This is a genomic window from Rhizomicrobium sp. (assembly GCA_037200985.1).
Lineage (GTDB): Bacteria > Pseudomonadota > Alphaproteobacteria > Micropepsales > Micropepsaceae > Rhizomicrobium.
Genome location: JBBCGJ010000001.1, coordinates 1163556 through 1176936 on the forward strand (window position 1 = coordinate 1163556; position 13381 = coordinate 1176936).

Here is a 13381-nt window from a genome sequence, read left to right on the forward strand (position 1 = left end):
AAGAGTCAGAGAGCCGAAATCATGAAAACCAGAGATGCCTTGTCGCGATCCGATCGCGTGCTTGTGGGTGCGCTTGCCATCGTGCTCGCCACCGCGAGCGCCGCCGTCGGCGCGTCGCTCAACGCTCGTCCGCATACGGATCAAATCCGGATCATCAAGGTCGAGAAGCCCGTGGTGAAGGTCGTGCAGGCGCCGGCGATCCCGGCGACGATCCCGATGCAGGGCACGTCGACCAACGTCGTGCTGACGCGCCTCCTGCAGGAACACAAATGTCTCGCCGAGGTGATGTATTACGAGGCGCGCGGCGAAGGCGCGGAAGGCCAGAAGGCGGTCGCCGAAGTCGTGTTCCACCGCATGAACACGGGCAATTACGGTCATTCGATCTGTGCCGTGGTCTACGAGGGCGTGGGCACCGGCACCTGCCAGTTCAGCTTCGCCTGCGACGGCGCACGCGAGGCCAGCCATGAGCCCGGTCCGTGGCGCGAGGCGCAGGCCATTGCCGCCCGCATCATGGTCGGCGAGGAGCAGCTCCAGAACGCCACAAACGGCGCGGTCAATTTTCACACGACCGCGGTGCAGCCCGAATGGTCGGACTCCGGCCACTATGTCCGCACCGTGCAGATCGGCAACCACGTTTTCTATCGCCGCGGCCGCAAGCTGAACGGCGCCTGATCAATCCACGCTCGTTCGAATAGAAAACGCCGGAGCGCGACAAACGCTCCGGCGTTTTTGCTTGCGGGTTCCGGCCGTCAGAAATTCACGCGCCGGCTGACCGTGCCGTCGACCAGCATGTTGATGCCCGTGGTGTAGGACGAGACGGGGCTGGCGAGGAACACGGCCGCGCTCGCGATTTCCTGGGGCGTGGCGCAGCGGCCCGTGGGATTGCGCGCGACCGCCTGCTTGAAATAGTCGGGCATGTTCTTCTCGACATTGTGCCACACGCCCCCCTCGAAATAGACCATGCCGGGCGAGACGACGTTGGTACGGATGCGCTGCTTGGCGTATTGGCGCGCCAGGCCCTTGGCGTAATGGATCAACGCTGCCTTGATCGGGCCGTAGGAGCTGGCGTTGTCGGATTCCGCCGCCGACACCGAGGAGATGATCACGAAGGCGGCGTCGCCGCTCGCCGCGGCGGCCTTTTCAAGGAACGGCTTGGCCGCGTCGAACGCGTTGACCATGCCGAGCACGTCGAGCTTGAAGTTCTGCTCCCACGACGCCGGATCGCCGCCGATCGCCATCGCGCCGGCATTGGAGACGAGGATGTCGATGCCGCCGAGCTCGCCGCCGGCGCCGGCGATCCACGCCTTGAGCGCGTCGCCGTCCATGATGTCGACCGGGGCGCCGGTCGCCTTGACGCCCTTGTCCTTGAGCGCCGCGACCGCGTCCTTCACTTGATCCGCGTTGCGGGCGCAGACCGCGACATTGGCGCCTTCGTCCGCCAGCGTGTCGGCGATAGCCCGCCCGATGCCGCGCGTGCCGCCGAGGATGACGGCGTTCTTGCCTTTGAGATGTAAATCCATGTGCGTCTCCGGAATGTTCCGGGCGCACTCTATCTAGAAGTCGAGCGCGACGTCGAGGTTCGGCGCGCTATGCGTGATCGCGCCGCTCGATATGTAGTCGACGCCGGTTTCGGCGATGGCGCGGACGGTGGCGAGCGTGACGTTGCCGGACGCCTCCAGCGTCGCGCGGCCTTTCGCCATCGCGACGGCCTCGCGGAGCGTCTCGGGCTTCATGTTGTCCAGCAGGATGGTGTCGATGCCGAACGCCAGCGCTTCTTCGAGTTGCGCCAGGCGATCGACCTCAAGCTCGATCTTCGCCATATGGCCGAGGCCGGCGCGCACGCGCTCGATGGCGGGTCTTATTCCACCGGCGGCCACAAGATGATTGTCCTTGATCAGCACCGCGTCGTCGAGGCCGAAGCGATGGTTGAACCCGCCGCCACAGCGCACCGCGTATTTCTCCAGCAGGCGCAGGCCCGGCGTCGTCTTGCGGGTGCAGACGATGCGCGCCTTCGTGCCCGCGACCGCGTCGACCAGCGCCCGCGTGGCGGTGGCGATACCGGAGAGTTGACCGGCGAAGTTCAAGGCGACGCGCTCGCCGGTCAGAACGCCGCGCGCGCGGCCGGCGATCACGGCGAGCACCGCTCCGGCCTCCACGCTCGAACCGTCCGGCGTCTCGACCTCGAAGGCCAGCGCGGGATCGGAGAGGCGGAATGCGATCTCGGCGGCGATCAGCCCGGCGACGGTGCCCGGCCTGCGCGCGACGAGCCTGGCTTTGGCGCGCGCGTCCGCGGCGACCGTGAGATCGCTCGTGATGTCGCCGGCGCGGCCGAGATCCTCTTCGAGCGCGTGGCGTACGACGGGCTCGACCAGCAGCGGATGCGGCGGGCGCGTGACGGGCAGGGCGATCATCAGACGGCGGCGCGGACGCGTTGCGGACCGGCGCTCTCCGCATCGATGCGCTCGGCATCGGCCAGCGTCATGAAGGTGCGCCTGGGCGCCGCGTCGGTCGCGGGATAGTCGGTACGATAATGACCGCCGCGGCTTTCGTGGCGGGCGAGCGCCGCCGCCGTCACCAGGCGCGCCGCCGATGTCATGTTGAGCAGGGCGGGCTCGCTGCCGCCGGCGCGCTCGACCTGACCGATCACCGCGAGGGCTTCGCGCAGCCCCGCCGCGTCGCGTTCCAGGCCGACATGGCGCGTCATCGCATCGCGCAGGACGTGCGGCGGCGCGGGCGAGGCGAAGCGCTCGGGCGCCGGCGGATTGCCGCGTCCCGGCCGCGCCGGCACGGTGGCGGCGATGTCGTCGGCGGCACGGGCGCCGAACACGATGGCTTCGAGCAGCGAATTGGAGGCGAGGCGGTTGGCGCCGTGCAGGCCGGTCGCGGCGCACTCGCCCACGACCCAGAGGCCGTCGAGCGAGGACCGGGCGCGTTCGTCGCTGGCGACGCCGCCCATGTGGTAGTGCGCGGCGGGCGCGACGGGGATGGCCTGCGTCGCCGGATCGATGCCGGCGGCGATGCAGGCGGCGTAGACGGTCGGGAAGCGCTGGGCGAAAGACGCGCCGATCGCCATGGTGCAGTCGAGGAAGGTCTTGTGGCCGGCGGCGCGCTCGCGGTGCAGGGCGCGGGCGACGACGTCGCGCGGCGCCAGTTCGGCGTCTGGATGCACCTCCGGCATGAAGCGGCGGCCGGCCTCGTCGACCAGGATCGCGCCTTCGCCGCGCAGGGCCTCGGTCGCCAGCGGCGCGGGGTCCTTGCCGATGTCGATGGCGGTCGGATGGAACTGGACGAATTCCGGGTCGGCGATCAACGCGCCGGCACGCGCTGCCATACCGAGGCCTTCGCCGCGCGCCTCCAAGGGATTGGTCGTCACGGCATAAAGCGCGCCGACGCCGCCGGTCGCGAACACGATGGCGGGGGCGCGGAACAGGACGAGGCGCGTATGCGGGCCGTAGCCGGTGCGCGCGAACAGGCCGGTGACGCGACCGTCCTCGATGGCCAGCTCGACGGCGTGGAAGCCCTCGCGCAGCGTGATGGACGTCGTCGCCAGCGCGCGCTCGGCGAGCGTGCGGGAAATCTCCGCCCCGGCGCGGTCGCCGCGGACATGGACGATGCGGTTATGGGCATGCGCCGCCTCGCGGCCCAACGCCAGCGTACCGTCGGGCTTGCGGTCGAACGGCGCGCCATAGGCCAGAAGGTCGTCGATCCGCGCCGGCGCCTCGCGCGCAACCAAGGCCGCGACGGCGGGGTCGCAGAGACCGGCACCGGCCGTCAGCGTATCGGCGGCATGGCTTTCCCACGAGTCGTCGGCGCCCATCGCCGCGGCGATGCCGCCCTGCGCCCAGGCGCTCGAACCGGAAAGGCCCGGCCGCGTTCCGGCCAGCACGGTGACGGGAAAGGGGCTGAGCTTGAGCGCGGTGAACAGTCCGGCGATGCCGGCGCCCAGGATGAGCGCGCCCTTGCAGGCGATGACGCTGTCGACGTTGTGGGCCATTTTAAGCGGCTTTCTTGACCGGAAGCTGGACCGCCAGCATGCGGTCGATGGCGCGTTTGGCGCGGCGCGAAATCTCGGGATCGACCGTCACCTCGACCGTCATCGTCTGCAGCGCGTGCAGGATCTTGTCGAGCGTGATGCGCTTCATATGCGGGCACAGATTGCACGGCCGCACGAACTCGATGTCGGGATATTCGGCGGCGACGTTGTCGCTCATCGAGCACTCCGTGACCATCACCACGCTGCGCGGCCGGTGGCTGCCGACATAGCCGATCAGCGCCGCGGTCGAGCCGGCGAAATCGGCTTCGGCGACCACGTCCGGCGGGCATTCGGGATGCGCCAGGACGACGATGCCGGGATGCGCCTTGCGGTAATCGCGGATCTCGGCGGCGGTGAAGCGCTCATGCACCTCGCAGGCGCCTTCCCAGGTGATGACCTTCACGCCGGTCAGATTGGCGACGTTCTGCGCCAGATATTTGTCCGGGATCATGATCACCGTGTCGGTGCCGAATTCGCGCGCGATCTCCTCGACCACCGCGACGGCGTTGGACGAGGTGCAGCACACGTCGCTCTCGGCCTTCACGTCGGCGGTGGTGTTCACATAGGTCACCACCGGCAGGCCGGGATATTTCTGCTTCAGAAGGCGCACATCGGCGCCGGTGATCGAGGCCGCCAGCGAACAGCCGGCGCGCGGATCGGGGATAAGGACGGTCTTGCCGGGCGAGAGGATCTTCGAGGTTTCCGCCATGAAGTGCACGCCGGCCTGGACGATGACCTTGGCATCGGTGCGCGCGGCTTCGCGCGCGAGCGCCAGGCTGTCGCCGACGAAATCGGACACGCAATGGAAGATCTCCGGCGTCATGTAGTTGTGGCCGAGGATCACCGCGTTCCGCTCGCGCTTGAGGCGATTGATCTCGGCGATGAGCGGGGCGAACACCGGCCACTCGATCTCGGGGATCACATGGCTGACTTTACGGTACAGTGGCTCGGTCGCCCTTGCGACGGCGGCGGTATAAGCCAGTTCGACACCCATTTTTCGTCTCCCGTGCCTGCCGATATTAATGCTCAACATGAGTATATATGTAGGGCAAAAAGACCGGCCTTCAAGGGCCGGCTCTTCTTGGCAGTTATGCTACATCTGAGCATAAATCTGTCAAGCAGGATCGTCGCGACGCCTCCAGCTCAGGATGGACATCGCGCCGCGGCAGAAAACGTAAATGACAGCGGCACTTAAGTAGGTGAAGCCATTCGGCTCCCGGATGCTGGGAGGAAACGCCGCGGCCAGCCAGGTCCAGCAAGCGACCGAATGACATACCCCCGGCACGAACGACATCAGGATGTGGGTGGCGTAGTAGATGAAGGCGACGGCGCCGATGGGTTCGGCGAAAAACTGAAGCTTCCACAGCTCCTTTTGCACCGCGAACGCGTCGCGCTGGGTGCGCCGGATGCTTTCGCCAAGTTCCTGGTCGCGCAGGCGGTCGACCCGGTCTCCGAGCAGGGCATAGCGCGTGCCCAGGCGGTCGATGAAATCGAAGTCGCGGTAAATCGTCCGGCGCACGAATTCGTCGTAAGGCTGCCAGCCTTCGATCCGCACGAGCCTGAGATCCTGCAGTCTTTCGCGATAGACCTGTGCGTAATAGCGGGATTGATTTATGCGGTAGAGCAGTCCGCCGGTGCACATCTCGCCGATGGACGTGTAGAGGGGGCTCAGCTCCGATAAGTTCGACTGGTCTCCGGCGGCGCGGATCCGTCCGCTCGCCTTGCGCATGTCGTCGATGTCGACCAGCGCCGCCATGCGGAGCTCGGCCACGACATGGAGACGACGGATCATCCGGCCGAGCTGCTCCGACTTGAAGCCGTCATAGATGATGAAATAGCGCAGCGGCGATGTCGGCGCGCCCGGCTTCTGCCGCAGGCTGGTTCCGAAGATCGCGGCGCCGTCCAGCATGCCGCACATGACCTTGTTCGCGTCGCGGATCGAAATCTCCGAACCCTCTGAGCTGGAGCCGAGCGCGGCCGCGAAGAAGTTCGGCCGGCGATCCACGAACTGCCGCAGCACGTCGTTCACGATGCGGGCCTGCCGCTGCGCCGTCATCTCGCTGGTCGGGACTTCCGTTTCGCGGTGCGGCCGCGGCGAGAGCGGCCGATTGACATGGGGATGGCACAGCGCCAAGCCCCGGATGTTGATGAACACGCGGCCCGGCAGGTCCGAAAAGCCGATCGCATCGACGCGCGCCTCGAGGTCGAGCCAGAATTCGTCATAGATGTCGTCCAGCGTGGCAGCGACATGGGCGGCGCCCAGATCGCCGGCATCGAGCGAGTCGAGCGCCTCGCGCACCTGTTGGCCGGGGCCGCTCTGGCAATTCTCGAACCCATCCGCGAGAAACGTCAGCGTGTAATATTCGTCGTGCACATCGGCGCGCAGCCTCAGGCGGACGCAATCGAACTTGCCGACCGTGACGAACAGGGAGTCGCGCTCCGAGATCAGCGTGTGGGCCGCCGCTTCCTCCACGTCGGAGGCCTTTTCCTCGACGTCGAAGGCCTTGGTCGGGACGATGCCGTGCCGCTTCTGCAGGCGCGCCAGATAGGCGTTGATCGCCTTCATCGCCTCGTGCTTGCGACTGCCCGGCTGATCTTTTTCCTTCGCGGCGGAATCCGGCGAATCCTTTCCCGTCGGGTCGGGATCTGCGCCCAAGCGCATCCCGATATGCCAGGTGAGGGCGGGCGCGTTGACGGCGATGGCCGAGCGCCGGTGCGGCAGACGCGACAGTTCGTAATATTCGCCTGCGTAAGGCGGTTGGTATTGCTGCGGATCGCGCCGCCCCCCGACACCGTTCATATCCCCGATTGCCCCCACAACCGACAACAACCTTAGAGGGAATTGGGCGCGTTGGCGAGGCGGCGCGGAATGCGCCGTCCCGCCAGTCCGTCGCGGACAAACTTGGCCGTCTAGTTCGAGATCGACGTGTAGGGATCGTCGCTCGCGGCCGCCAGCGAGCCGAAATTGAAATGTTCGGTGACCTTCGCGAGTTCGCCCAGCATCTGGGCGGCGTGTTCCGGCGACAGCGTCATGGCCCCCGGCGCCAGCAGGTGCATGGTCTGCACATGCACCGAGACCGGTGCGCGATCATACTGGCCCGACCGCAGCAATCCGTCGGCCAGGTCGCACAGGCTGCGCGCCGCGGTGTCGAGCGCGGCATAGCCGAACATCCCGGCCAGCGTGACGATCTGGTCGGCGTGTTTGAGGATGGCCGTCAGGCGTTGCGCATCCAGGAAATCGCCGACGTCGCGGGCGAACGCGATCTCTTCCATCGCGGCGATTGCGGTCCGGATCGCGGCCTCGGATTCCGCCCGCATGGATTCGAGGCTGTCGGCCGCGGCGCTGATCGCCTCGTCGCGCATCAAGCCGCCTGGGCGCGCCGCGAGCTCGGCGAGCCTTGTGGTGGGGAAGAACACCTTCTTCTTTGCCTTGGCCATGATGTTGCCGCTCCTTTCAGGCCGCGGAATTTATCGTCTGTTGCTCGGCGACAGTATCGGCGTCCGATGCTTGATTATCGGTTTCGCGCTTGTAGTTGCCGTCCAGCGGCGGCAGATCCCGGAACCGGCGATCCGGGCCGGTGAACTCGCCCGCTTCGATGAAGGGACGCGAATTGCGCGCGATCCAGTTGATGCGATCGAACAGCGCCGCGGGCGAGAACGGCTTCTTGACGACGAGATTGGCGCCCGCGTCGCGTGCCGCGGCGACAAGGCGCAGCTGGGTGTAGCCGCTCATCACGATGACCGGCACGAAGCGGAAGGGACTCTTCTCCTGGCGCCGGATCCAGCGGATGAAGTCGGCGCTCGTCATGTCGGGAAGCGCGCCCTCGACCACGACGAGATCGGCGTAGTGATGCGTGAGATGATGCTTGGCCTGCGCGCCGGTCTCGCAGACCTTGGGCGAGTCCATGCCGAAGCCACGGAACATCTGCGCGACAAGTCCACGGGTGAAGTGGTCGCTGTCTATCAAGATCGTCGTGACGCTACGCAAGTTCAGGCGAGGTTGTGCCATGCTGAGCCGCCCCGGGGCCGTGATCGCACTTGAAAGCAAGCGATCCTAAGTGGGGATTGGTTAACGAGTGCTGAGCACCGCACATTGAAAAACAGGCGTGTACCCACTTTGGGTAGCTGATGTTGACGCGTCACGCCCGTGCCATCGCCGACAGCTTCGCGACGGTGTTCCAATTCCGTGCCGTACCCGGCATTCCCAAATGGCGTGCGAGCACCGCAGGCGTCAGTTTCGAGCGCCCCATGCCGTCGGGATAGAGCATGTAGGCGTGGCGCCCGCCGCCCAGCACGACCTCGGGTCCCTTGATCACGGCCTGCAGCGCCGCATAGGCCGCCGCCGGCGGCGCCGCGCGCAGGAACAGCACATGGACATGGCCGGGATCGGCCTCGGCTTCTTTCGCGAAAGGGTTCGCCGCGACGATCGCCGCGAACGCCTTGGGCGTCCGCACATGGATGTCGATCGTCAGTCCGAACGCCTTGGTGCAGAGCGCTTCGAGCTTCTTCTCCGTCGCGGCGGCGGTCAGCGCGCCGGCGTCGAACACCAGATTGCCGCTTTGCAGAAGGCTGCGAACCTCGCCGAAGCCGGCCTTCTCGACCGCCGCGCGCAATTGCGCCATCGGCAGGACTGCCGTGCCACCGACGTTGACCGCGCGGAGCAGGGCGATCTGGACGCTCATGATGCCTTGCGCGCGCCCAACCGCACGCCGGGCGCGGGGCGCTCGCGCAGCACTTCGCGGCGGAAGCGGAACAACTCGGCCGGTCGGCCGCGCGCCTGGCTCGCGAATTTGCCGGTGCCTTCGACCAGGCCCTGGCCCTCCATCAGGCGGCGGAAATTCTGCTTGTGCAGGCGGATGCCCGAGATCGCCTCCACCGTGCGCTGCAGCTCGAGCAGCGTGAAGCTCGGCGGCATCAGCTCGAACACGACGGGGCGGTACTTCATCTTGCCGCGCAGCCGCGCAATGGCGGTCGCCAGGATGCGGCGATGGTCGAACATCATGCTGGTGCCCAGCGCGGGCAGCGGGTTCGCCATCACGGGCTTTCGCCCGTCGCGCATCGCCTCATGGACGAGGCCGGCCTCGTAAAGAAGCTCGTAGCGCTCGAGCACCTTTTCCTCGTCCCAGGCGAGACCGTCGATGCCGAAGCAAAGCCGCGTCCTTTCGCGCCGCGTTTCCGCGACCTCGCCGCTGGCGGCCGCCTTGGCGAACTGCCTGAGCGCGGGAACGATGACGGTGTCGATCAGCGTGGGCCTGGCGTCGCGCCAATCCTCCCAGGGGAAATAGCGATACCAGTCGCTCCATTGCGTGTCGGGGCTTTTGCGCTCGCCCGCCTGCCGCGTCAGCGCGAGATAGCCGACGGAGACCACGCGCGCGCCTTCGTCCGGCTTGGGCAGATGGCGGCCGCGATCGCCGAAGGTGTAGAGCTGCTCGGCATAGCCGAGCTCGAGCTGGGCCTGCTCGCCCACCCATTTGCGCAGCCCGCTGTCGAGGGTGCGGTGATTCAGCGGATCGAAGGGGCCGAAGGGCAGGGCGTCCTCGGCGCCGGGATGCTGCACCACCAGCACGGAAGGCCGCTCGTCGGCGACCGAAACGATGGCGGCCGACAGGCCGATGCTGACGACGTGTTCCGCGACCGCGCTCACAGGCCCACCAGGGGAAATTCGACCACATCCCCTTCCGCAACCATCTTGCCGGCGCCGATGCTCTTGATCGCCTCGACCATGCGGCCCTGGCGGCCGAGCAGTTCGTCGGCGTGGCGCACGAGCAGGGCGTTGGGATAGGCGTGCGGCGCGCGGCTGCGGATCGCCTTGGCGGCATAGAGTTCGCTGCCGCGGCCGAGCCGGTCGCACAGGACGATATAGGTCGCCGCCATCGACCGGCTGATCCCGGCCCAGCAATGGACCAGCATCGGGTCTTCCGCCGGCCAGGTGCGGGCGAAGGACAGCAGCTCCTCGACATGGGTCTGTTCGGGCGGCGTGTCGCCGGCGGCCGAATCCACCACGTCGTTCATGCCCAGGCGGAGATGGCGGTCCGCCGGGAACCCGGCCGGGGTCTCGATCATGTGGTCCGGCGAAAGCAGCGTCACGATGTGGGACGGGCGGTGAAGCCGGATGACGTCCTCTACGGCGGAAAGCGGCGTGACCAGGATGCGCGGCATGGCCCCTTGCTAGCCGAGGAAAGCGACAGGAGGAAGGCTATGCCGCCAGCTTCTTGAACCTGTCCAGAAATTGGGCCTGCGCCTCGGACGTCGGAAGGGGCACCAGCTTGGGGGTGCGTACCGAGGGAGGCGGCACGACGAAAATCTTGCGGGCGACCTCCCATTCGAAGCCGGCAAGCTGGGTGGCTTCGAAATAGGCGGCGATCAGATCTGCCTTCTTGAAGAGCTTCGCAAGGACTAGGGGAAGCGTGGCCGGCAGTCCAAATCGCAGGTGGATCGCAGTCTGAAGTTTGAGCTCCAAAGCTTTGTAATTCATACCGATTACGATCTTGAACGGCGAAATGAGGTCACCGATCACATACTCCGGCGCGTCGTGCAGGAGCGCCATCAGGCGGGTCTCTCGGGTCAGGCCGGGCCGAAGCTCCGACGTGATCCGCTCGACCAGGACGCAATGCTGGGCGACTGAGAAGGCGTGCTCGCCCTTGGTCTGGCCGTTCCAGCGGGCAACCCGGGCGAGGCCATGGGCAATGTCCTCGATCTCCACGTCCACCGGGGATGGGTCTAGCAGATCGAGGCGGCGGCCGCTCAGCATGCGCTGCCAGGCGCGGGGTTTGTCCTTGGCCATCCGGGGTTTTCCAGTGATTCGGAGGGTGACGGTTTAACGAAACCGCCCCCTCGGCGCGAGCCTTGCTTTGTATCCCCGGCAACGAGCCGGACCCGTGCCGAAAAGGTGCGGTCTTCCGGCCGCGTGGGGAAAACGGATGAGCATGAAGCCCCTGGGGGCGGAGAGGCTGCGGCTGGTCACCGATCCCGACCGGCTGCCTTTCGAGAGCACGGCCAGCCTGCCCGAGCCTGTCGGGCCGGTCGGGCAGGACCGCGCCATGCGGGCGCTCCATTTCGGGGCCGGAATGGCCCAGCCGGGGTTCAATCTCTTCGTCACCGGCCCGCAAGGGTCCGGCAAGCGCAATTCCGTCCGCCGGGCGCTGGAGCGGCTGGCCGCGTCCATGCCCGCGGCGCCCGACATCGCCTATGTGTTCAATTTCGAGCAGCCGCACCGGCCACGCGCGCTGCGCTTCGCGGCCGGCGACGGGGTACGCTTCAAGGCGGCTCTGGCGGAGTTCGTCGCGGCCCTGAAGATCTGCATGCCCCGCCTGTTCGAAAGCGAGGACTACCGGGGCCGGCGCGCGGGGCTGGAACAGGACTTCCACCAGGCCGCCGAGGCGGCCATCGACCGGCTGCGCCGCGACGCCGAAGCCCAGGGACTGGCGCTGGTCGAACGCGACCGCGGCTTCGATTTCCGTCCGACACGCGACGGGCTGGTGATGTCGGAGGATGACTACCGCGCCCTCGCCAAGGAAGAACGCGAGCGTCTGGCCGAAGAGACCCGCCTGCTGCGCGGCGCGCTCGAAAAGACGATGGAGCGGCTCGAAGCCCTGCGCCTCGCCACGGTGGAGAAGATCAAGGTTCTGGAGCGCCAGCTCGGCGAGAGCGCGATCGGCGCCCTTGTCGCGCCCCTGGCGCAGCACTTCGCCCAGCACCGCGAAGCGCACGCCCATCTGGCGGCGATCTACAAGGATGTGCTCAGCCAGATCGAGGCGCTGCAGGCGCTCGCACGCGGGGAGGAGCGGCGCGACGGCGTCCCGCTCCACCGCTACGAGGTCAACCTGATCGTCGACAATGCCAAGGCGACGGGCGCGCCGGTCGTCACGCTCGGCCTGCCGTCGCTGACGCAACTGGTCGGCAAGGTAGAGCATGTGACGGTGATGATGACAGTCGTCACCGATTTTCGTCACATCAAGGCCGGCGCGCTGCACCACGCCAATGGCGGGTTCCTGTTGATCGACGCGCTGGATCTGGCGCGCCAGGAGGTCTCCTGGGAGGCGCTGAAGCGCGCGCTCGCGGCGCGCAAGGTGAAAATCGAGAGCCTGTCGGAGATCCACGACCGTGGCGCGTCCGTGACCATCCAGCCCGAGCCGGTGCCGCTGGACGTCAAGATCGTTCTGTTCGGCGAGGCCTGGGTCTATCAGCGGCTCGGCCAGGTCGATCCGGAATTCGCCGACCTGTTCAAGGTGCAGGCGGACTTCTCCGCCACCGCGCTGCGCACCGACGAGAATTGCGTGGGCCTACTCGCCGCCATGGCGTCGATGGCCCGGACCGAAGGGCTGAAGCAGCTCGACCGCGGCGGCGCGGCGCGGCTCGTCGACGAGGCGGCGCGGCAGGCCGGCGATGCCGAGAAGATCAGCGTGCGCACCGGCCGTCTCGCCGACCTGGTACGCGAAGCCGATCACTATGCGGCGCTGTCGGGCATGACTCTGATCGGGGCGGAAGACATCGCTTCGGCGGTTGCGGCCCGCGACGACCGCTCCGGGCGGCTGAAAGCGCTGGAGCACGAACTGGTGCAGCGGCGCATCCTGTTCATCGACACCGAGGGCGAGAAGCCGGGCCAGGTGAACGGCCTCACCGTGCTGAGCGCCGCCGGTTTCGCCTTCGGCATGCCGGCGCGCATCACCGCGCAGGTCGCACCGGGGGAAGGCCGCATCGTCGACATCGAGCGCGTCGCCAGGTTCAGCGGACCCAGCCACGTCAAGGGCGTGCAGATCCTGTCAGGCTATCTGAGCGGCGCCTATGCCACCGGCCGGCCGCTTTCGATCCATGCCAGCGTCGCCTTCGAGCAGTCCTACGGGCCGATCGACGGCGACAGCGCCTCCGCCGCCGAACTGATCGCGATCCTGTCGGCCATCGCGCAGGTGCCGGTGCGCCAGTCCATCGCCATCACCGGCTCGATCAACCAGCACGGCCAGATGCAGCCCATCGGCGGCGCCAACGAGAAGATCGAGGGCTTCTTCGACATCTGCGCGGCGCGCGGGCTCGGCGGCCATCACGGCGTCATCATCCCCAAGGCTAATGTCGTGACGCTGATGCTGCGCGAGGATGTGGTCGCGGCGGCGCGGACGGGCGCCTTCGCCGTCTACGCGGTCGAAACGGTGGACGAGGCGATCGGCGTGCTCACCGGCATGGCGGCCGGACCCCGCCGCCGCGACGGCAATTTCCCCCGCCGCAGCTTCAACCGCCGGGTCCAGGACAGGCTGATCGACTTCGCCCGGCCGCGCCTCCTGAAGCCGGTGCACCTTGACGGCTGGTGGCGGATTTAGGAACGCTGCTCCGCGACAGCGCGTTTCCTAGCGCACC

At 67.4% G+C, this 13381-nt stretch carries 13 protein-coding genes; 2 read left to right on the plus strand and 11 right to left on the minus strand.

The window, feature by feature from the left end; genetic code table 11:
• The first annotated feature begins 21 nt into the window (after positions 1 to 21).
• On the plus strand, positions 22 to 672 hold the full coding sequence (locus WDN01_05530) for a cell wall hydrolase (protein MEJ0025471.1): 651 nt from the start codon (positions 22 to 24) through the stop codon (positions 670 to 672).
• Positions 673 to 749: 77 nt separating this feature from the next.
• Here WDN01_05530 and WDN01_05535 read toward each other — a convergent pair whose 3' ends face one another.
• From WDN01_05535 to WDN01_05585, 11 genes are all read right to left on the minus strand, one after another.
• Entirely contained in the window at positions 750 to 1520 is a 771-nt protein-coding gene (locus tag WDN01_05535) for an SDR family oxidoreductase (GenBank protein ID MEJ0025472.1), read from the minus strand.
• Between the two features lie 33 nt (positions 1521 to 1553).
• A complete protein-coding gene (gene nadC / locus WDN01_05540) occupies positions 1554 to 2411 on the minus strand; it encodes a carboxylating nicotinate-nucleotide diphosphorylase (protein MEJ0025473.1) in 858 nt (285 codons plus the stop codon).
• Complete coding sequence (locus WDN01_05545; GenBank protein ID MEJ0025474.1) at positions 2411 to 3994, minus strand: L-aspartate oxidase; 1584 nt, start codon at positions 3992 to 3994, stop codon at positions 2411 to 2413. Before WDN01_05545 ends, nadC begins: the two co-directional genes overlap by 1 nt.
• A 1-nt stretch (position 3995) precedes the next feature.
• On the minus strand, positions 3996 to 5027 hold the full coding sequence (nadA, locus tag WDN01_05550; GenBank protein ID MEJ0025475.1) for a quinolinate synthase NadA: 1032 nt from the start codon (positions 5025 to 5027) through the stop codon (positions 3996 to 3998).
• Positions 5028 to 5147: 120 nt separating this feature from the next.
• Positions 5148 to 6833 carry a DUF3422 family protein gene (locus WDN01_05555; GenBank protein MEJ0025476.1) on the minus strand — a complete coding sequence of 562 codons (1686 nt, stop codon included), beginning with the start codon at positions 6831 to 6833 and terminating at the stop codon, positions 5148 to 5150.
• A 110-nt stretch (positions 6834 to 6943) separates the two neighbouring features.
• On the minus strand, positions 6944 to 7471 hold the full coding sequence (locus WDN01_05560) for a hypothetical protein (protein ID MEJ0025477.1): 528 nt from the start codon (positions 7469 to 7471) through the stop codon (positions 6944 to 6946).
• Between the two features lie 16 nt (positions 7472 to 7487).
• Positions 7488 to 8042: a response regulator gene (locus WDN01_05565; protein ID MEJ0025478.1), complete on the minus strand. Its 555-nt coding sequence runs from the start codon at positions 8040 to 8042 to the stop codon at positions 7488 to 7490.
• A 130-nt stretch (positions 8043 to 8172) separates the two neighbouring features.
• Positions 8173 to 8715 (minus strand): DUF1697 domain-containing protein, encoded by a 543-nt coding sequence (locus tag WDN01_05570; GenBank protein ID MEJ0025479.1) that lies wholly within the window; start codon positions 8713 to 8715, stop codon positions 8173 to 8175.
• Positions 8712 to 9677: a hypothetical protein gene (locus WDN01_05575; GenBank protein MEJ0025480.1), complete on the minus strand. Its 966-nt coding sequence runs from the start codon at positions 9675 to 9677 to the stop codon at positions 8712 to 8714. The genes WDN01_05570 and WDN01_05575 overlap by 4 nt, the downstream gene beginning before the upstream one ends.
• The gene (locus WDN01_05580; protein ID MEJ0025481.1) at positions 9674 to 10192 is read right to left on the minus strand and encodes a hypothetical protein; all 519 of its coding nucleotides are present in this window, start codon (positions 10190 to 10192) and stop codon (positions 9674 to 9676) included. Before WDN01_05580 ends, WDN01_05575 begins: the two co-directional genes overlap by 4 nt.
• A gap of 37 nt (positions 10193 to 10229) precedes the next feature.
• Positions 10230 to 10817, minus strand: a complete 588-nt coding sequence (locus WDN01_05585; protein MEJ0025482.1) for an HD family hydrolase — start codon at positions 10815 to 10817, stop codon at positions 10230 to 10232.
• Positions 10818 to 10953: 136 nt separating this feature from the next.
• Here WDN01_05585 and WDN01_05590 point away from each other — a divergent pair, with 136 nt between their 5' ends.
• Positions 10954 to 13344, plus strand: a complete 2391-nt coding sequence (locus tag WDN01_05590; protein ID MEJ0025483.1) for an ATP-binding protein — start codon at positions 10954 to 10956, stop codon at positions 13342 to 13344.
• Positions 13345 to 13381: the final 37 nt, after the last annotated feature.